The sequence below is a fragment of the Streptomyces sp. EDA2-14 genome, from assembly GCF_054963755.1.
In genome coordinates, this window is sequence record NZ_JBUEGE010000010.1 from 87,520 (window position 1) to 104,999 (window position 17,480).

A 17,480-nucleotide genomic window follows, 5' to 3' on the forward strand; every position below is an offset into this window, starting at 1 on the left:
GGCCGCAATAGCGTGCCGCCGTGGATCACTTCTCGCGCTCATGGGCCGCGCTGCGCGCGGCGGTCGCCGGCCTTCCCGAGCAGGCCTTCGAGCAGCCCTCCGGCTGCACCGGCTGGCTGGTGCGCGACCTCGTGTGTCATCTCGTCATCGACGCGCAGGACGTGCTGATCACCCTGGCCACCCCCGCCTCGACGGAGCCGACCGTCGACGCGGTGACGTACTGGAACGTGGACAGCGAGCCGCCGACCGGCGACGATCCGCTCGACGCGCTGACCGTCCGCCTCGCCGCGGCCTACCAGGACCCGGCGCTGCTCACGTTCCACCTCGACGACGTGGGATCCGCCGCGGGGCGGGCGGCCGGGCTCGCGGACCCTGATGCCCGCGTGAGCACGCAGGGAGAGGTCCTCACGGTGGGCGACTACCTCACCGCGTACGTCCTGGAGTGGAACCTGCACCACCTCGACCTGATCGCCCACCTCCCGGATGTGCCGGGACCGCCGGCGGAGGGGGCGGCGCGGGCCCGGGCGCTTCTGGAGGAGATCGCGGGAGCCGCGTTCCCCGCGTCGTGGACCGACACGGACGTACTGCTCGTCGGGACGGGGCGCCGAGCCGCGTCGGAACGGGAGCTGGCCGAACTGGGGCCGCTGGCACGGAAGGTGCCGTTCGTCATCGGCTGACGGGGTGGCGCACCGGGGGAGCGGTGGGCGCGCCGCACCAGGGGAGCGGCGCGCCCGAATCACGTGTCACGCGGGCGGACGATGTCTCACGCCAGCGACAGGAACAGCTTCTCCAGCTCTTCCTCGCTGAGCGGCGGCTGCTCGCCGTCCGCCGCGGTCATGCAGTCCCGCATGCCGGAGGCGATGATCTTGAATCCGGCCCGGTCCAACGCGCGCGAGACGGCGGCCAGTTGCGTGACCACGTCCTTGCAGTCGCGGCCCGCCTCGATCATCGCGATGACACCGGTCAGCTGCCCCTGCGCGCGGCGCAGCCGCTTCAGGACGGCGTCCATCGCCTCCGGATTGCCTGTACCGCTCATGAGCGCAGGGCCGCGCGGGCCGTGTCGAGCGCGCCAGGCGCGGGCTGGTTGAAGGGAAGCTTGCCGAGCATCGCGGCCATGCCGCACGTGTTGCTCACGCCGGAGTAGACGAGGCCGGAGGCGACACCGGCGGCGAGCAGTCGGACCTTCGGGGCGCGGCGGCCGAGCGCGAGGCCCAGCAGGACCAGCGAACCGGCGGCGAAGCGGACCTGGCGGTCCATCGCCCAGACGGCGCGCTCGGGTCGGGCCGCCGTGTCGACCGGCAGCCCCTCGGCGGTCCATGCCTGCGTGCCGCCGTCGAGCCCGACGGCGTCGACGCCCGCCTCGGCGAGCTTCGCGCAGGCGGCGGCGGAGCGCTGCCCGGCCGCGCACACGACGACGATCCGGCGGCGCTCGGCCGCGTCACGCAGGTCGGGCAGCAGCTCGTCGATGAGGTCGGCGGGCACGTTGAGGGCGCCGGGCACGTGACCCGACGCGTACTCGGCGGGCGCGCGCACGTCGAGGACGAGGGTGTCGTCCGCGGGCCGGGCGTGCAGCTCGGCGGCGGCGAGGGTGGTGCTCATGTCTCTCCTGTCTCGCTGGTATACCCCCGAGGGTATCACCACGTACCCCGGCAGGTATGTGACGCGATCTTCCCCGGGCAGTCCTTTCGTAGCCCCGCGCAGGCCCCGCGTATTCCCGGCAAAGTCCCACCGAAAGCAGGACAAGGGATGTCGGGATTTCGGGACATGCTCGTGAGAGCGGGCCGCACGGCGCGACGCGCACGTGAGACACCTGGAAACACGCGCGAGACACCTGGAAGCAACGGGAGACGACCTCATGCCTGACGCCACCCACGCCGCGACGGACGGACAGCCCCTGCGCGGAAAGGTCGCCCTGGTCGCGGGCGCCACCCGTGGCGCGGGCCGCGGCATCGCCGTCGAACTCGGCGCGGCCGGAGCCACGGTCTACGTCACCGGTCGCAGCACCCGCGCCCACCGCTCCGAGTACGACCGCCCCGAAACCGTGGAGGACACCGCCGACCTCGTCACCGCCGCAGGCGGCCACGGTGTCGCCATCCCCACCGACCACCTCGAAAAGGACCAGGTGCGCGCTCTTGTCGAGCGCATCGACCGCGAAGAGGGCCGCCTCGACATTCTCGTCAACGACATCTGGGGCGGCGAGAACCTCTTCCAGTGGGACACGCCCGTCTGGGAGCACGACTTGGACAACGGGCTCAGGCTGCACCGCCTCGCTGTCGAGACGCACGCCGTCACCAGCCACTTCGCGCTGCCGCTGCTGCTGCGCAACCCCGGCGGCCTGGTCGTCGAGGTGACCGACGGCACGGCCGAGTACAACAGCGAGAACTACCGCGTCTCCTTCTTCTACGACCTGGCCAAGAGCTCCGTCCTGCGCATGGCGTTCACCCTCGGCCACGAACTCGGCCCACGCGGCGCCACCGCCGTCGCCCTCACGCCCGGCTGGATGCGCTCCGAGATCATGCTCGGCCACTACGACGTCACCGAGGAGAACTGGCACGACGCGGTGCGGGTCCAGCCGCACTTCGCCATCTCCGAGACACCCCGCTACACGGGCCGTGCCGTCGCCGCGCTCGCCGCCGACCCGGACGTCGCGCGGTTTAACGGGACGTCCCAGTCCAGCGGCGGCCTCGCCAAGATCTACGGATTCACCGACCTGGACGGCAGCAGGCCCGACTCCTGGCGCTACCTCGTCGAGGTACAGGACGCGGGCAAGCCGGCCGATGTCACGGGCTACCGCTGAGGCCCGTCGGCGGCCGGATCGGTCCTCGTGGGGATCGGGTCGGGTCCGGATCGGGTCCGGATCGGGTCCGGATCGGGTCCGGTCCGGATCGGTCCTCGTGCGGATCGCTGAAGGGCTTCTGATCTGCACGTACCGTCTGGGAGAATCCGCCCCATGACATCGGCCATCGTTCCAGGGCTGGTCCTCGGCGACCGCCTCCCGCGCACCGCGACGCGGGAGCCGGGCCGCCCCTGACCCATGTGCTTGCCCGGTGACGACCACCGGGCCGCCGCCTCCCGCTCCTCGCACGTGCGCTCCGTGCCCCGCACGTTCCACCACGAGGAGTTCCCACGGTGACCGTCCTGCACTGGACCGATCCCGAAACCGACACCACCCGTGCCGCGCCCTGGCGTGCGCTCGGCGGCGGGCGGCCGCCCCGGCGCGTCGTCGTCGCCGACGACCGGATCAGCGCGCGGGAGGCCTACCGCCAGGCCTGCGAAGGCACCGCACTGCTGTGGCGCGGCGACTACCACGGCGCCCGGCAGCTGCTGAGCGCGCTCGGCCGCCGCGTCGACCGTGCGCTGCCGCCCGCCGGCGGCTTCCACCAGCACCGCAGAAACCAGGCCCACCGCGCCCGGATCCTCGGCATGCTCCTGGTCGTCCTCGACGCCGACCACGGCCTCGACCTGCGCCGCGCCCCCGACGTACGCCGCGCCTGCGCCGAGGCCTACGGACCCGCCCCCGGCACCCCCGGCGTCGTACCGCTGCGCGAGCTGCTGGGCGTGCTCGGCGCCCACGAGTGGCGCCGCACCGGCGTGCCCGTGGCCGCGCTGGACGGCGCCCGCATCCACCCGCACTACGGGGTGTTCGCCCCGGTCAGGGGCGAGTACGTCGACCTGGTCCGCGAGGCGGAGCTGCCCCGCGGCGCGGTCGGCGGCGTCGCCTTCGACCTCGGCACCGGCACCGGGGTGCTCGCGGCCGTCCTCGCCCGGCGCGGCGTGGACCGGGTCGTCGCGACGGACTCCGCCCCGCGCGCCCTCGCCTGCGCCCGCGACAACATCGACCGGCTCGGCCTCGCGGACCGCGTCGAGGTCGGCGAGCCGGGCCTCTGGCCGGTGGACGGGCGCGCCGCGCTCGTCGTCTGCAACCCGCCTTGGCTGCCCGCACGCCCCACCTCACCCCTCGAAGAAGGCGTGTACGACCCGGACTCGCGCATGCTGCACGGCTTCCTCGACGGGCTCGCGGACCACCTCGAACCCGGCGGCGAAGGCTGGCTGATCCTCTCCGACCTGGCCGAACTCCTCGGGCTCCGCGACCGTGACCGGCTCACGGACGCCTTCGCCGCCGCGGGGCTGCGGGTCGCAGGACGGCTCGACGCCCGGCCGTGCCACCCGCGCTCCCGCGACCGCACCGATCCACTGCACGCCGCACGTGCGGCGGAGACGACATGGCTGTGGCGATTGGTTCCGACGGGGGAGGCCCGCATGCGTGCATGACGGTGAATCAGGCGTGCCGGAGCGGGACGAGAGTGGCGTTGTGGGGTAAAGCGGTCAGGTCGCACCCGCCACGACATCCACTCGACGGAGGTCCCCCATGGCCCCTCACCACCGTCTCCGCCGCCGCCACGCGGTGGCCGCGGCCGCCCTGCTGATCACCACGCTCGCGGGGGCCGGACCCGCGGCGGGCAGATCCGCTCCCGCCGCGGGACCGGACTCCGCGGCGAGCGGAGGCAAGGGCACCAACCTCCTCGTCGCGGGACTCGACCGGCGCAGCGGGATGAGCCGCGAGGAGATCCAGCGGCTGCACGTCGGTGGCCAGGAGTGCGGTTGCACCGACGTGCTGATGCTCGTGCACATCCCCGCCGACGGCCGCCGCCTCAGCGTCGTCTCCCTGCCCCGCGACTCCTTCGTGCGCTTCGCCCGGCACGACCACCCCACGCACAGCGGGAAGATCAACGGGGCGTACGCGCACGGCGGCCGGGACCTGACCGTCCGCACCGTCGAACGCGCCACCGGGCTGCGCATCGACCACTACATGGAGACCGACTTCCGGAAGTTCGTGGCGGCCGTCGACGACCTCGGCGGCGCCGAGGTGTGCAGCGACAAGCCCCTGAAGGACGAGAACTCGGGCCTCGATCTCGCCGCCGGCACCCACGACATCGACGGCACGCACGCACTGCGCTACGTCCGCGCCCGGCACCTCGACCCGCCCGGCGACCTCGGCCGCGTGCGCCGCCAACAGAAACTCCTGCTCGGCATGTTGGCGCGGCTCGCCGACGCCGACGTCCTCAAGGACCCGATGGCGGCCGCCCGGACGGCCCGCACCCTGATGACCCACGTACGCACCGACGGGCACACGAACGCGAAGACGCTGATGTCCCTGGCCTGGAAGCTGCGCAATGTCACGCCGCGCCAGACCGAGTTCGCCACCGTGCCCATCTCGAACTTCGACTACCGGGACCCCAAGTGGGGCTCGTCGCTGCTGTGGGACGGCAAGCGGGCGAAGCGGATGTTCGTGGCGCTGCGCGCGGACCGGCCGCTGACCTCCACCCGCAAGTCCGGCGGCCCGGTCCCCGTCGCTATGCCGCCCAAGGAGACCAAGGTGCGTGTCGACGACCCGCGCGTCGCCGACGGGCTGCGCCGGAGCGGGTTCGACGTGACCGAGGAAGCCGCCCCGAGCAGCCGCCCGAGCGGACCCACCGTCGTCACGTACGATCCCGAACGCGCCCGCTTCGCGCCCTCCCTGGCATCCGCGCTCCCCGGCGCGCAGCTGCGGTCCGTGGCCGGATTCGGGCCCGTCTTCCGCGTCACCGTCGGCGCGGGTGATCAGGCCGTGACGCAAGTGACGTACGACCGCAGCATGGTGGAAGGGGCCCCGGTTACCGGAGATCGGCTGCGCTGCGCGCATCCTTCGGGCAAAAAGGGCTGAAAACCGACCGTCACGGGGCGACTTGAGGCTCCGTGACGGCAGCGGGACGCTCTGTGTTGCGGTTACGGTTCTGCTGTGGTGATCAACGCGCAAGGCAACAACGAGGCACATTCCACCGAGCCGGGCACGGCGCTGCTCCTCGCGGCAGCCCCTGTCGGCAAGGCGGGCCTCATCGACGCGGTCTCCGTGCTGCCCACGCTCGCGGCCGTGCCGCCGAGCGTGCTCACCGGCACGGCGGCGGCGTCCGTGGTCGAACTCGCCGACCCGCTCGACCCGCAGGCCGTCCTCACCCGCCTGCGCACCGCTGCCGCGCAGCCCGGCCCGCTCCACCTGTACGTCGCGGGCCAGCTCCACCTCGACCACCGCCAGCGCCTGTTGCACCTGGCGCTGGCCCGCACCACCCCGTCGACGCTGCGCTACACGGCGCTGCCCTGGCACTGGCTCACCGCCGAACTCACCCGGCGCCGCCCGCACACCACGACCGTCGTGCTCGACCTCGTCGCCGACGCGGAGGCATGGAAGCACGTCGGTGTGGGCGGCCTGGGCCTCGGCCACGGCACGAGCCTCTTCGGCCGGGTGCTGCCGCCCCCGCCCCGCCGCACCACCCTGACCCCGACCTACCTCCGTGCCTACGCGGACATCTGGCGCACCGGCGCCCGCCCCACCCCGCCCGACCTCCACGAGACGGCGGCGGCGCATGTGGGCCCGGCGGACGCGTGGTTCGTGGGGCTGGGGTCGGGTTACGTGGCGCCTCCGGCGGAGAACGGGCACGCGGGCGACACCGGACGTCCTGCGGACTCCGCGCCTCCGGCGGGGGCCGAGAGCGGTCATGCGGTCGCCGGGGATCCGGGTATCACCGGGGCCGCGGGGCGGCCCGGTGGGGCGGAGGTCACGGGTGCGGCTGCTGCCGCGGCACCTGGCGCGTCGGCAGAGCCGACAGGGTCGGCATCGGTTCCGGCCCCGGCGCCGGGCGTCGGCCAGGTCCCGGCACCCGGTCGTCCTGTGTCGGCTCCCGCTCCTGTTCCTGAGCCGGCTCCTGGTCAGACGCCCGCGGCGCCGCGGGATGCGGCCCCTGCGGCGGCACCGGTTCCGGAGGCGGGCCAGGACCGGCCCTCGCCCCGGGAGACGAACGCGGCCCTGACTGTGGCATCGGCCCCGACGCCAGCCCCGACTCCGGCCGAGGCGCCGACGGGCGGCGCGGCGATGACGTCGGACCCGGTTTCTGTAGCGGATCCGTCCGGGGCCTCGCGCGCTGGGGCTCCTGTGGCTTCGGGCTCGGCGCCCGCCCCTGCTCCGGCCGAGGTGCCGACGGGTGGCGCGGCGATGACTTCGGGTCCGGGTTCTGTTGCGGATCCGTCCGCGGCGTCGCGCGCGGGGGCCTCTGTGACTTCGGGGTCGGCTGGTGTCTCTGCTCCGTCTGGGGATCCGGCCGTTGGGACGGCAGTCGCTTCAGGTCCGGACTCTGTCGCGGGTCCGTCTGCGGCCCCGGATGCTGGCACGCCAGAGACTTCCGGTCGGAGTGCCGATCAGGATCCGTCCGCGGGTTCAGCCGCTGGTGCAGCGCCGAGCCCGGGCCTCGCTCCCGTTCCGGCTTCGGCTCCGATATCGGTCACGCCCCCGGCCCCGGCGGCAGTGCCTGGTCCGCCCCCAGTCCCGGCACCGGCTTCGGTCGCGGTGCCTGACCCGGTCCAGGCGTCAACTTCGGCCCCGGTCGAAGCTCCGGCGCCGGTGGTGGCTCAACCTCCGGCTCGGTTGGCTGCCGTGCCCACCGCCGCAGCGCCCGCCCCTGTTCCGGCGCCTGTTGCGGACGCAGCACCGGCTCCCGGCCTCGCTCCGGCGCCTGTTGCGGACGTAGTCCCGACCCCCGCCCCCGCTCCGGCGCCTGTTGCGGACGCAGGACCGGCCCCCACCCCCGCACCGGCCGTACAGCTCGCGAAGGCGTCGCCTTCGGGCTCTGCGTCCGCCGCGCCCCAGCCCATGCCCGCCCCGCCGATGCCCACGGCCCCGCCGGCCCCCGTACCAGCGGCTCCCGCCCCGCCGATGCCCGCCCAGCCCGCCGCCCCCGACCCGCACGCCCTGCTGCTCGCCGCGGTGCAGGCCGGGCGGCATGGGGAAGCCGCTTCCATCGCTGCCGCGTGGGAGGGGGAGGCGTTGCGGGTGCATGGGATGCGGTCGTCGCAGGTCGTGCACTGGATGGAGGTGCGGGCCGACCTCGCCCGCCTGGCCGACGAACCGGGCCGCAGCTGCGAGTTGTGGATCGCCGTGGCGCACGCCCGGATCGCCCGCGGCGAGGCGCCCTCGGACGAGGACGTGGAGGCGGCCGTCGACCGCGCCCACCACCAGTGGGAACAGGTCCGCGACCCGGACCGGGCCCGCGGTCACGCCGCCGCGCTGACCGCCGTGCGCGAACAGGTGCCGGGCCGCCGCCCCGGCGCCCTCGACGCGATCAAGCGCCGCCTGGACGCGCTGAGCGACCCGACCCGAAAGGCCTGACCGAACCCCGCGCCGCTCAACAGGCCCGCCGCACGTACCCCTTCGTGCCGGCGGGCCGTACGTCCATGTCACGCAGTACGAGAGAGAGCCGGTCGCCCCACGCCCGGCACGCCCGCTCGAAGTCGCCCTCGCGGTACTCGACGGCGAGGACCCGGTCGTCGTACGCCGCCGCGTACTCCGCGCACTCGTCGTAACGCTGGCACTCCTCCGTCACCGCGAAGTCGAAGCCGACGGCACGGTGCTTGGGCAGCAGGTCCGCGGTGTTCTTCTGGCCGACCGCGAGCCCGGACGCGTGTGCCCTTTCGGTGATGAGCCGCGCGAACGCGACCGCGTCCGAGGTGTCGAGCAGCCCGTCCGAGCGCTCGTAGGAGTCGAGGTTGTCCGGTTCGACGGCCTGGAAGCCGTCGTCGGCGCAGCCGTCGATCCAGTCGCCGACGATGCGCGCGAGGCGCGAGCGCTTCGTCGACGTCGAGATGTCGAACAGCGGCTCGTCCCAGTCCTCGTCGATCACCAACTTCCCCGACTCGTCCCGCAGCAGCAGGTCGTCGTGGTGACGCCGCCACCAGTCCACCGCGCCGGGCTGCGCCTGGAAGGCGTTGACGTAGCAGACGTTGTAGAGCCCGCGCGCGGGCTTGTCCCCGCGGTCCCGCGAGACGGCCCGCACCCCGGAGGGCGGCTCGTACGCGCCGCCGATCTGGTAGTCGAACCGGACACCCGCCGTCGGCCGTTGGACCTTCGGGGAGCGGTCTCCGGAGTCCTGCGACGAGCAGGCGGACAGCGCGAACACGGCGGTCAGGGCGAGGCACAGAGCCGACAGTCGGCGGGAACCCGGGCGGAAGATCATCGTTGCAGCTTAGAACGAGAGCCCGCAGACGTTTCACACCGCTCAGCTCGGGCCTGGACGGGTCCTTTCGGTGCAGACGGCTCGGACGGTCACGAGACGGCGCAGGCGGTGACGTACCTCACGCCCACCTCCGGGGTCGCCGGGAACAACCCTGCCACCCGGTCCGTTGACCAAGACGTGGACACGGATGGAACAGTGTCCCCGGGCCCTACCTATTGCCCGCAGGGAAGATCGTTCGGCTGAAGCCCTGCGGAGCCTCCCGCCGAGAGGCGACCGCCATCCGTGCTCCACCTCAAGCCGCCCCGGCCGTGGTCCCCCGTCACGGCCGGGGCTTCCTCTTTCACCGCCGGTTCCCGGCCGGTCGCCGATTCCCGGTCGGCCGCCCGCTCCCGGTCTACAGTGCGCCCATGACGCGCTTCCACGAGACCAAGCACCGGCTCGTCACCACCTTCCAGCGCCACCTCGTCAATCCCGTGACCCGGCGACTGCCGACGCAGGTCCTCCTGGAGACGACGGGGCGCACGTCGGGGCTCGCGCGCCGCACCCCGGTCGGCGGGCGCCGAGTGGACGGGGCCTTCTGGCTGGTCTCGGAGTTCGGGTTCACGTCCCAGTACGTGCGCAACATCCAGGCCGACCCGCGCGTCCGCGTCCGCCTGCGCGGCCACTGGCACAGCGGCACCGCGCACCTGCTGCCCGAGGACGACGCCCGCGCCCGCCTCAAGACCCTGCCGCGCCTCAACAGCGCCGCAGTCCGCGGGTTCGGCGTCGACCTGTTGACCGTACGCGTCGACCTGGACGACTGACCTGGCATGATCGGGGGCATGGCAGAACGAGTGATCGCCGCGTGTGACGGCGCGTCGAAAGGAAATCCCGGACCCGCGGCGTGGGCCTGGGTCGTCGCCGACGGTGACGAGAAGCCCGTGCAGTGGGAAGCCGGCGCGCTCGGCACCGCGACGAACAACGTCGCCGAACTCACCGCCCTGGAGCGGCTGTTGAGTACGGTCGACGCGAATGTGTCGCTCGAGGTGCGGATGGACTCGCAGTACGCGATGAAGGCCGTCACCACGTGGCTGCCCGGCTGGAAGCGCAAGGGCTGGAAGACGGCCGCCGGCAAGCCCGTCGCCAACCAGGAACTGGTGCAGCGGATCGACGCGCTCCTCGAGGGCCGCGCGGTCGAGTTCAAGTACGTGCCCGCGCACCAGGTCGACGGCGACCCGCTCAACGACTTCGCGGACCGCGCCGCCAGCCAGGCCGCCGTGGCCCAGCAGGACGCGGGCAGCGCGCTCGGCTCGCCCGAGCCGCCGCCGTCCGCCCCGTCCTCCGCCAAGCCCCCGCGCGCGAAGTCGGCGCCCGCCAAGCGCGCCGCCTCCTCCGGCTCTTCGTCGCGCACCATCAAGGCGAAGTTCCCCGGACGCTGCCGCTGCGGTCGCCCGTACGCGGCCGGTGAGGACATCGCCAAGAACCCCGACGGCTGGGGCCACCCGGACTGCCGCACGTCGGCCTGAGCTGCATCGAACAGACATCGCAGAGACGAGGAGGGGCCCGGCGCCGTGCGCGCCGGGCCCCTCCTCGTGCTTTCAGGCGCTCACGGATGCGGCGTCACGTGGTCACCTTCACGTAGTCCACCACCAACTGCTGCGGGAACTGCGTGTTGCCGTCCGGGTCGCCGGGCCAGTCCCCGCCCACGGCGAGGTTCAGGATCAAGAAGAACGGCTTCTCGAAGACCCACTGGTTGCCCCCGACGTCGGCCGGTGTCCGGGTCTGGAAGACTGTTCCGTCCACGGACCAGGAGATCTTGTTGGGCGTCCAGTCCACCGCGAAGGTGTGGAAGTCGTCCGCGAAGGCCTTGCCGTCGGGCAGCGTGTTGCCCGCGCCGATCCCGCCGGAACCGGAGTAGCCGGGACCGTGGATGGTGCCGTGGACCGTCGACGGTTCGAAGCCCACGTTCTCCATGATGTCGATCTCGCCGCAGTTGGGCCAGCCGGCCGAGCCGATGTCACTGCCCAGCATCCAGAACGCGGGCCACATGCCCTGCCCGCGCGGGATCTTCATCCGGGCCTCGACATGGCCGTGCGTCGTCTCGAACTTGCCCGACGTGTTGAGGCGCGCCGAGGTGTACTGGCACGAGCCGTACCAGCACTGGTAGTTGCCGGGGTTCTCCTTCCGGGCGGTGATGACCAGATTGCCCTGGCCGTCGAGGGCAGCGTTGTTGTTGCCCGCCGTGTACCACTGCCGCTCGTGGTTGTTGACGTTGTCTCCGGTCTCGGTCTGCCACTTCGAGCCGTCGACCGCCGAGCCCGCGGGCCCGTCGAAGTCGTCGGAGAAGGTGACCGCCGCGGTGTGCTCGGCGCCGTCGTCGACTTCGGCGGCGTTCGCCGTGGGGATGAACGCCGCGGCGACACACAGCAGTGCCGCGGCGCCCAGGGGGAGTCTGCGGCTCAGCGGGCGCAGTGAACTGCGCATGGGGCATCACATCACTTCGGGTAGGGGGTCGTGCCGTCCCGCGGCACGCCAGAAAGTGAAGGCAAGAAGGCTGCGCTTGATGTGTTCCGTTCAAGAGTTGATTTAAGGGGTGGGGCACGAGGGCGTCAAGGGACTGCGCGAAAGTCTGTACCAGCGCTCCCGGTTAAGGTTTGCCGACGATCTTCGAGCCGACCCTCGAGGTGTTCTTCGAACCGGGAGTGATGTGAGCATGTTGCGGTGCGCCGTACTCGACGACTACCAGGGCGTCGCCCGTGGCCTCGCCGACTGGGACCGGCTGTCGGGCCGGGTCGACGTCACGTACCTGAATCGGTATGTCGACTCGCACGACGAGCTCGTCGCGCTGCTCGGTGACTGCGAGATCGTCGTCGTGATGCGTGAACGCACCCCGTTCCCGGCCGAGTTGATCGCGCGCCTGCCGAAGCTGCGGCTCCTCGTCACCTCGGGCATGCGCAACGCGTCGATCGATCTCGACGCCGCCGCCGCGCACGGCGTCACCGTCTGCGGCACCGCGAGCAACCCCGAACCGCCCGTCGAGCTCACCTGGGCCCTGATCCTGGGCCTCGCCCGCGGCGTCCTCGCCGAGGGCGGCAATCTGCGCGACGGCGGACCCTGGCAGTCCACCCTCGGCGCCGATCTGCACGGCCGCCGACTCGGCCTGCTCGGCCTCGGGAAGATCGGCGAACGGGTCGCACGCGTGGGCGCCGCCTTCGGCATGGACGTCGCGGCCTGGAGCCAGAACCTCACCGCCGAGCGGGCCGCCGAAGCCGGTGCCACCCTCGCCGCGTCGAAGGAGGAACTCCTCGAGACCAGCGACTTCGTCTCCGTCCACCTCGTCCTCGGCGACCGCACCCGTGGCCTGCTCGGCGCGGACGAACTGCGCCGCATGCGCCGCACCGCCTACCTGGTCAACACGTCGCGCGCCGCGATCGTCGACCAGGGGGCGCTGCTGCGGGCGCTGCGCGAGGGCTGGATCGCGGGCGCGGGCAGCGATGTCTTCGACACCGAGCCCCTCCCGGCCGACCACCCCCTGCGCACCGCGCCGAACTTCCTCGGCCTGCCCCACCTCGGCTATGTCACGCGGCGCAACTACGAGGGCTTCTTCGAAGGCGCGGTCGAGGACATCGAGGCGTTCCTGGCGGGCAGCCCGGTGCGCACGCTCGGCTGACGCCGCCTCATCGGCGTACGAACTCCCGCAGCTCGTCCGCGAGGTGCGGGAACTCGTCCAGTACGTCGCCCGTCGCGAACTCGTAGTCCGTGTAGTCGAAGCCCGGTGTGACGACCTCCGCCACCAGTCCGTGGCGGGCGTCGCCGAGCAGGTGCGACGCCTTCCAGTGGCCGCCCGGCACCAGCAGGAAGCGCTCGTCGTCCGGGCCCAGGGCGGTGCGCCGCAGGGAGCCGGCCGGGTCCACCGTCACGTACTCCAGAGGGCCGCCGTCGATCAGGAAGTGCAGGATGTCGCTGCGGTTGCGGTGCAGCAGGCCGCTCGGCTGCCGTTCGTCGAGCAGATAGTAGATCGACGTCGCCGAGGGGCGGGGGCCGTGCGGCGTCGACAGCTCGTGCGGGCTCGTGTAGACGCGGCGGAAGAAGCCGCCCTCGCCGTGCGGCTCCAGGCCGAGCTCGGTGTGCCAGTCACGCACGGTGGCTCCTCGGGGTGGATCATGGTTGGGTGACCCAAGGGTAGGCGGACGGGGGACGGTGCGCGTACCGTGCGCTGTCGCCCGCACACCCGCCGTGACCTGCAACTCCGTCGTGAACAAAGGGAGTTGGCATGAAAGACTGCGGGCAGGTCACAGGCATCGGCCTGCCCCCTCAGCGACGTTGGAGAGTCCTCATGACGGCACCCGCACCGAGGCCCCGTATCGACACCAGCCAGGCGCACCCCGCACGGGTCTACGACTGGCTGCTCGGCGGGAAGGACAACTACCCCGTCGACGAGGCCGTCGGCGCGCAACTGCCGCCCGAGGCACGGGACGCCGCACGGCAGAACCGGGAGTTCATGCACCGGGCCGCCGCCTGGCTCGCGGGGCAGGGGGTCGACCAGTACCTGGACATCGGCACCGGCATCCCGACCTCGCCGAACCTGCACCAGATCGTGCAGCGGGTGGTCCCGTCGGCCAAGGTCGTCTACACCGACAACGACCCCATCGTGCTGCGGCACGCGCAGGCGCTGCTCGTGAGCAGCCCCGAGGGTGTCACCGACTACATCGAGGGCGACGTCCGGGAGCCGGACGCCATCATCGAACACGCCCGTACGGTCCTGGACTTCGACCGGCCGATCGCCCTGTCGCTGATCGCGCTGATGCACTTCGTCCCGGACGACGAGGAGGCGTACGGGATCGTGTCCCGGCTGGTGTCCGAGCTGCCCACCGGCAGTCACCTGGTGCTCTCCAACGCCTCCTGCGACATCTTCCCCGAACTGGTCGAGAAGGTCGTCGCGCAGTACGCCGCGGCTGGGATCCAGCTGGGCTTCCGCACCCACGAAGGCGTGGCGCGCTTCTTCGACGGGCTCGACATGGTCGAGCCGGGCCTTGTCACCGCCACCGAGTGGTTCCGGGACGGCGCCGCACCGGAGCCCGAGCCGTCGGGCATCTACGCGGCGGTCGCCCGGGTCCGCTGAGTCACGCGGGCGGCGGCGCGCCGTTGAGCCGGGCCGACAGCTGGTGCGCCGCCGCGATCACCGCCTCCGCGACCTGCGGCAGCGACTCCGGCGGCAGCCGGAACACGGGCGCCGACACGTTGACCGCCGCCACCACGTCACCCCGGTGGTCGTGCACCGGCACGGCGACCGCGGTCAGGCCCGGCTCCATCTCCTCCGCGGCCACCGCGAAGCCGCGCGCCCGCTCCACGCGCAGCCGCTCCAGGACGGCAGGAGTGTCGCGCGGCGCCGCGTCCGTGCCCGGCAGCGGCGCCCCGTCCTCGGTCGTCAGGAGCGCCGCCACCTGGTCGTCCGGCAGCCCGAACAGCAGCGCACGGCCCGCCGACGTGCAGTTCAGGGGCGAGGTGCGGCCGATCCACTCGTGCGCCTGAAGCCCGCGCGACGTGCGCTCCGTGAGCACCGTGACGACACCGTGCCCGGACAGCACCGTCAGATACGCCGGTTCCCCGACGCGGTGCACCAGATCCCGCAGCACCGGCGGAGCCTCCCCGTACAGCCGCTCCTCGCCCGCCGACGAGGCGAGCGCGAGCAGCTGCCAGCCGACGCGATAGCGCAGCGTGCGCGGGTCCCGCTCCAGGAACCCCTCCTGCGCCAGGACCTTCAGGGTCCGTGACACCTGCGTCTTCTCCCGCCCCACCGCCTGCGCCACTTCCTGCACGCCCATCGGCCCCTGCGCGAGAGCGCGCAGCACGTCCAGCGCGCGGTGCACGCTGCTCAGGTTCTCCGCTGCCATGACGCAAGCCTCCCACAGCGGCGTGCGTATACAGCAACTCGCATTGTTCCATTCGCACGGACCGCTCTATGGTCGATCCACATGTGCGGAATCGCAGCCATACACAGTCATCACGGAAGTCTCGACACCGAGTGCGCCGACGCGGCGGCGGAGGGGATGCTCGACCGGCTCGCCCACCGCGGACCCGACGACAGCGGAACCCGTACGGTCGGCGGCCACACCTGGCTCGGCCACCGCCGCCTCTCCATCGTCGACCTCGACGGCGGACACCAGCCCCTCGGCGGCACAGGCGACGACGACTGGTCGCTCGTGTGCAACGGCGAGATCTACAACCACGGGACACTGCGCGAGGAACTGCCCGCCGAGGCCTTCGGCACCTCCTCCGACTCCGCGGCGGCGCTCGCCGTGCTGCGCACCGACGGGCCCGAGGGCCTGCTCAGGCTGCGCGGCATGTGGGCGCTGTGCGCGGCCACGCCCGGCGGCCGGTTCGTCGCCGCCCGCGACGCCATCGGCGTCAAGCCCCTGTACTGGGCGCGCACGGAAACCGCCGTGCACTTCGCCTCCGAACTGCGCGCCTTCCACCCCGACGTACAGCCGAACGCCGAGATCTTCCCGCCCGGCTGCTGGTGGACGCCCGAGGACGGACTGCGCCGTTTCGCCGAGCCGGTCCCCGACGTGACCGACACCTGGGGCGGGGTGCCCGAGCAGGTCGTCGAGAAGGCCACCTTCGAGGCCGTCGCCGACTCCGTCCGCCGGCACCTGATGGCGGACGTCGAGGTCGGTGTGTTCCTGTCCGGCGGGCTCGACTCCAGCCTCGTCGCCGCGGTCGCCGCCGACACGTACGCCCGTCAGGGCCGCCGCCTCAAGACCTTCGCCGTCGGCACGGAGGACTCCCCGGACCTGCTCGCCGCGCGGGAGGCCGCCGCATTCCTGGGCACCGAGCACCACGAGGCGGTGCTCGACGCCGAGGCCGCGGCGCGGGCGCTCGACGAGGTGGTCGGGTGCGTGGAGTCCTTCGACGCCAGCCTCATCCGCAGCGCGGTGCCCAACTGGTTCCTGTCCGAACTCGCCGCACAGCACGTGAAGGCGGTGCTCACCGGCGAAGGCGCCGACGAACTCTTCGCCGGCTACGGCTACTACCACGAGCAGCACGCCGCCCCCGACGCACTGGACGCCGAACTGCGCCGCACCATAGGCGCGTTGCACGGCCTGAACCTCCAGCGCTGCGACCGCGTCACCATGGCCCACGGCCTGGAGGCACGGGTCCCGTTCCTCGACCGGGACGTCATCGCGCACGCCATGTCACTGCCCGCGCCCGTCAAGGCACTGGAGGACGACGGCATGGAGAAGGGGCACCTGCGCCGCGCCTTCGCCGGCTGGCTGCCGGAACACCTGCTGTGGCGGCGCAAGGAGCAGTTCGGCACGGGCAGCGGCGCGGAGAGCGTCCTGAGCCCGCTGTGGGACAGCCGCATCACGGACGAGGAGTTCGCGGCGGCGACTGCCGAGGACGGCGCACCCGAGCTGCGCAGCAAGGAGGAGCTGGGCTACTACCGGACGTTCCGCGCCGCGCTGCCGGGCGTACGCCCGCAGGCCGTGCTCACGCGGTTCGCGACGGCATAGTCGCTACGTGAGCCGGGAGCGGGCCGCGGTGATCGCCTGCTCGGCGTAGCCGCGCCCGAACAGCACCGCGTGCACGAGCAGCGGGAAGAGCTGGTGCAGCGGGATGCGGTCGCGCCAGCCGTCGGCGAGCGGCGCGACCCGCTGGTAGCCGTCGACGATCCGGTCCAGGTGCGGCGCGCCGAACAGGTGCAGCATCGCCAGATCGGTCTCGCGGTGCCCGCCGTGCGCGGCCGGGTCGATGAGGTGGGCCGTGCCGTCGGCGCCCCACAGCAGGTTGCCGTTCCAGAGGTCGCCGTGCAGTCGGGCGGGCGGCTCGGCGGGCCCCGCGAGGTCGGGCAGCCGCTCGCAGACCCGCTCGATCGGCTGCGCCTCGGCGGCGGAGAGGGTGCCGGCGTCGACGGCCTTGCGCAGGTAGGGGAGCACGCGATGGTCGGCGTACCAGCGCGGCCAGTCGTCGCCCGGCACATTGCGCATGGGCGCGAGTCCGATGTACGCGTCCGTGGGCCCGTCGGGCGGCGCCGTCCCGAACGCCTCGGCCCCGACGCCGTGCAGCCGCGCGAGGTCCCGGCCGAACCGCGCCGCGGCGTCCCCGCTCGGCCGCCCCTCGGCGACCTGGTCGACGACCAGACATCGCTCGTCGTACCCGTGCACGGTGGGCACCGCCACCGCGTCGGCCGCCGCGAGCCACCGCAGCCCGGCCGCCTCGGCGCGCACCGCCGCCGGGGCGTCGGCCTGCTTCACCATCACCACGCGGCCGTCGTCGAGGGTGACCGCGCCGAGGTGGGTGGAGAGGCGGCGCTCGTTGGTGGCGGGGCGGCCGGTGAAACGGGTCGCGGCGGCTGCGAAGTCTGACATGACGCTCAGCGTAGGACGACCGTCGGACCGTTGACGGGATGCGCCGCGCGCTGATCTGCTGCGTTGATCAACACGGGGCACGGCCCCGATC

Annotated in this window: 17 protein-coding genes; 10 read left to right on the plus strand and 7 right to left on the minus strand. The window is 72.8% G+C overall.

Features of this window, described 5'->3' with window-relative positions:
• Window positions 1-20 precede the first annotated feature (20 nt).
• Window positions 21-677 (plus strand): maleylpyruvate isomerase N-terminal domain-containing protein, encoded by a 657-nt coding sequence (locus ACY34M_RS23700; protein WP_462720042.1) that lies wholly within the window; start codon window positions 21-23, stop codon window positions 675-677.
• A gap of 86 nt (window positions 678-763) precedes the next feature.
• On the opposite strand, the gene ACY34M_RS23705 is transcribed toward ACY34M_RS23700, so the two are convergent.
• Together ACY34M_RS23705 and ACY34M_RS23710 are read right to left on the minus strand one after the other, a co-directional pair.
• On the minus strand, window positions 764-1,036 hold the full coding sequence (locus ACY34M_RS23705; RefSeq protein ID WP_399229821.1) for a metal-sensitive transcriptional regulator: 273 nt from the start codon (window positions 1,034-1,036) through the stop codon (window positions 764-766).
• Window positions 1,033-1,599: a rhodanese-like domain-containing protein gene (locus ACY34M_RS23710; protein ID WP_462720043.1), complete on the minus strand. Its 567-nt coding sequence runs from the start codon at window positions 1,597-1,599 to the stop codon at window positions 1,033-1,035. Before ACY34M_RS23710 ends, ACY34M_RS23705 begins: the two co-directional genes overlap by 4 nt.
• A gap of 256 nt (window positions 1,600-1,855) precedes the next feature.
• Here ACY34M_RS23710 and ACY34M_RS23715 point away from each other — a divergent pair, with 256 nt between their 5' ends.
• The 4 genes from ACY34M_RS23715 to ACY34M_RS23730 all read left to right on the plus strand — a co-directional run bounded on the left by ACY34M_RS23715 (window position 1,856) and on the right by ACY34M_RS23730 (window position 8,197).
• Window positions 1,856-2,797: an SDR family oxidoreductase gene (locus ACY34M_RS23715; RefSeq protein ID WP_462720044.1), complete on the plus strand. Its 942-nt coding sequence runs from the start codon at window positions 1,856-1,858 to the stop codon at window positions 2,795-2,797.
• Window positions 2,798-3,129: 332 nt separating this feature from the next.
• A complete protein-coding gene (locus ACY34M_RS23720; protein ID WP_462720045.1) occupies window positions 3,130-4,272 on the plus strand; it encodes a methyltransferase in 1,143 nt (380 codons plus the stop codon).
• Window positions 4,273-4,369: 97 nt separating this feature from the next.
• Entirely contained in the window at window positions 4,370-5,704 is a 1,335-nt protein-coding gene (locus ACY34M_RS23725) for an LCP family protein (protein WP_462720046.1), read from the plus strand.
• 2,040 nt (window positions 5,705-7,744) lie between these two features.
• Window positions 7,745-8,197 carry a hypothetical protein gene (locus tag ACY34M_RS23730; protein ID WP_462720047.1) on the plus strand — a complete coding sequence of 151 codons (453 nt, stop codon included), beginning with the start codon at window positions 7,745-7,747 and terminating at the stop codon, window positions 8,195-8,197.
• A 16-nt stretch (window positions 8,198-8,213) separates the two neighbouring features.
• On the opposite strand, the gene ACY34M_RS23735 is transcribed toward ACY34M_RS23730, so the two are convergent.
• On the minus strand, window positions 8,214-9,041 hold the full coding sequence (locus ACY34M_RS23735; protein WP_462720048.1) for an endo alpha-1,4 polygalactosaminidase: 828 nt from the start codon (window positions 9,039-9,041) through the stop codon (window positions 8,214-8,216).
• A gap of 407 nt (window positions 9,042-9,448) precedes the next feature.
• Between ACY34M_RS23735 and ACY34M_RS23740 the strand changes: the two genes are divergently transcribed.
• Window positions 9,449-9,844, plus strand: a complete 396-nt coding sequence (locus ACY34M_RS23740) for a nitroreductase/quinone reductase family protein (protein WP_462720049.1) — start codon at window positions 9,449-9,451, stop codon at window positions 9,842-9,844.
• Window positions 9,845-9,850: 6 nt separating this feature from the next.
• Complete coding sequence (locus ACY34M_RS23745) at window positions 9,851-10,546, plus strand: ribonuclease H family protein (protein WP_462720050.1); 696 nt, start codon at window positions 9,851-9,853, stop codon at window positions 10,544-10,546.
• Window positions 10,547-10,640: 94 nt separating this feature from the next.
• Here the strand turns inward: ACY34M_RS23745 and ACY34M_RS23750 are convergent, their stop codons facing one another.
• Window positions 10,641-11,504, minus strand: a complete 864-nt coding sequence (locus tag ACY34M_RS23750; RefSeq protein ID WP_462720051.1) for a glycoside hydrolase family 16 protein — start codon at window positions 11,502-11,504, stop codon at window positions 10,641-10,643.
• 229 nt (window positions 11,505-11,733) lie between these two features.
• Between ACY34M_RS23750 and ACY34M_RS23755 the strand changes: the two genes are divergently transcribed.
• Window positions 11,734-12,690 (plus strand): D-2-hydroxyacid dehydrogenase family protein, encoded by a 957-nt coding sequence (locus tag ACY34M_RS23755; protein WP_462720209.1) that lies wholly within the window; start codon window positions 11,734-11,736, stop codon window positions 12,688-12,690.
• A gap of 7 nt (window positions 12,691-12,697) precedes the next feature.
• Here ACY34M_RS23755 and ACY34M_RS23760 read toward each other — a convergent pair whose 3' ends face one another.
• Window positions 12,698-13,162, minus strand: a complete 465-nt coding sequence (locus ACY34M_RS23760; protein WP_462720052.1) for a cupin domain-containing protein — start codon at window positions 13,160-13,162, stop codon at window positions 12,698-12,700.
• A gap of 194 nt (window positions 13,163-13,356) precedes the next feature.
• Between ACY34M_RS23760 and ACY34M_RS23765 the strand changes: the two genes are divergently transcribed.
• Window positions 13,357-14,142 carry an SAM-dependent methyltransferase gene (locus ACY34M_RS23765; protein WP_462720053.1) on the plus strand — a complete coding sequence of 262 codons (786 nt, stop codon included), beginning with the start codon at window positions 13,357-13,359 and terminating at the stop codon, window positions 14,140-14,142.
• 1 nt (window position 14,143) lies between these two features.
• Here the strand turns inward: ACY34M_RS23765 and ACY34M_RS23770 are convergent, their stop codons facing one another.
• Complete coding sequence (locus tag ACY34M_RS23770; protein WP_462720054.1) at window positions 14,144-14,914, minus strand: IclR family transcriptional regulator; 771 nt, start codon at window positions 14,912-14,914, stop codon at window positions 14,144-14,146.
• An 81-nt stretch (window positions 14,915-14,995) separates the two neighbouring features.
• On the opposite strand from ACY34M_RS23770, the gene asnB reads away from it, so the two are divergent.
• On the plus strand, window positions 14,996-16,534 hold the full coding sequence (gene asnB, locus ACY34M_RS23775; RefSeq protein WP_462720055.1) for an asparagine synthase (glutamine-hydrolyzing): 1,539 nt from the start codon (window positions 14,996-14,998) through the stop codon (window positions 16,532-16,534).
• 3 nt (window positions 16,535-16,537) lie between these two features.
• On the opposite strand, the gene ACY34M_RS23780 is transcribed toward asnB, so the two are convergent.
• Complete coding sequence (locus ACY34M_RS23780; RefSeq protein ID WP_462720056.1) at window positions 16,538-17,389, minus strand: fructosamine kinase family protein; 852 nt, start codon at window positions 17,387-17,389, stop codon at window positions 16,538-16,540.
• Between the last annotated feature and the right edge of the window lie 91 nt (window positions 17,390-17,480).

Coding starts and splice junctions, on each gene's coding strand:
- ACY34M_RS23705 (WP_399229821.1), bottom strand. CDS start 1,036: ATGAGCGGTACAGGCAATCCGGAGGCGATGGACGCCGTCCTGAAGCGG.
- ACY34M_RS23710 (WP_462720043.1), bottom strand. CDS start 1,599: ATGAGCACCACCCTCGCCGCCGCCGAGCTGCACGCCCGGCCCGCGGAC.
- ACY34M_RS23715 (WP_462720044.1), top strand. CDS start 1,856: ATGCCTGACGCCACCCACGCCGCGACGGACGGACAGCCCCTGCGCGGA.
- ACY34M_RS23725 (WP_462720046.1), top strand. CDS start 4,370: ATGGCCCCTCACCACCGTCTCCGCCGCCGCCACGCGGTGGCCGCGGCC.
- ACY34M_RS23730 (WP_462720047.1), top strand. CDS start 7,745: ATGCCCGCCCAGCCCGCCGCCCCCGACCCGCACGCCCTGCTGCTCGCC.
- ACY34M_RS23735 (WP_462720048.1), bottom strand. CDS start 9,041: ATGATCTTCCGCCCGGGTTCCCGCCGACTGTCGGCTCTGTGCCTCGCC.
- ACY34M_RS23740 (WP_462720049.1), top strand. CDS start 9,449: ATGACGCGCTTCCACGAGACCAAGCACCGGCTCGTCACCACCTTCCAG.
- ACY34M_RS23745 (WP_462720050.1), top strand. CDS start 9,851: ATGATCGGGGGCATGGCAGAACGAGTGATCGCCGCGTGTGACGGCGCG.
- ACY34M_RS23750 (WP_462720051.1), bottom strand. CDS start 11,504: ATGCGCAGTTCACTGCGCCCGCTGAGCCGCAGACTCCCCCTGGGCGCC.
- ACY34M_RS23755 (WP_462720209.1), top strand. CDS start 11,734: ATGTTGCGGTGCGCCGTACTCGACGACTACCAGGGCGTCGCCCGTGGC.
- ACY34M_RS23765 (WP_462720053.1), top strand. CDS start 13,357: ATGACGGCACCCGCACCGAGGCCCCGTATCGACACCAGCCAGGCGCAC.
- ACY34M_RS23770 (WP_462720054.1), bottom strand. CDS start 14,914: ATGGCAGCGGAGAACCTGAGCAGCGTGCACCGCGCGCTGGACGTGCTG.
- asnB (WP_462720055.1), top strand. CDS start 14,996: ATGTGCGGAATCGCAGCCATACACAGTCATCACGGAAGTCTCGACACC.
- ACY34M_RS23780 (WP_462720056.1), bottom strand. CDS start 17,389: ATGTCAGACTTCGCAGCCGCCGCGACCCGTTTCACCGGCCGCCCCGCC.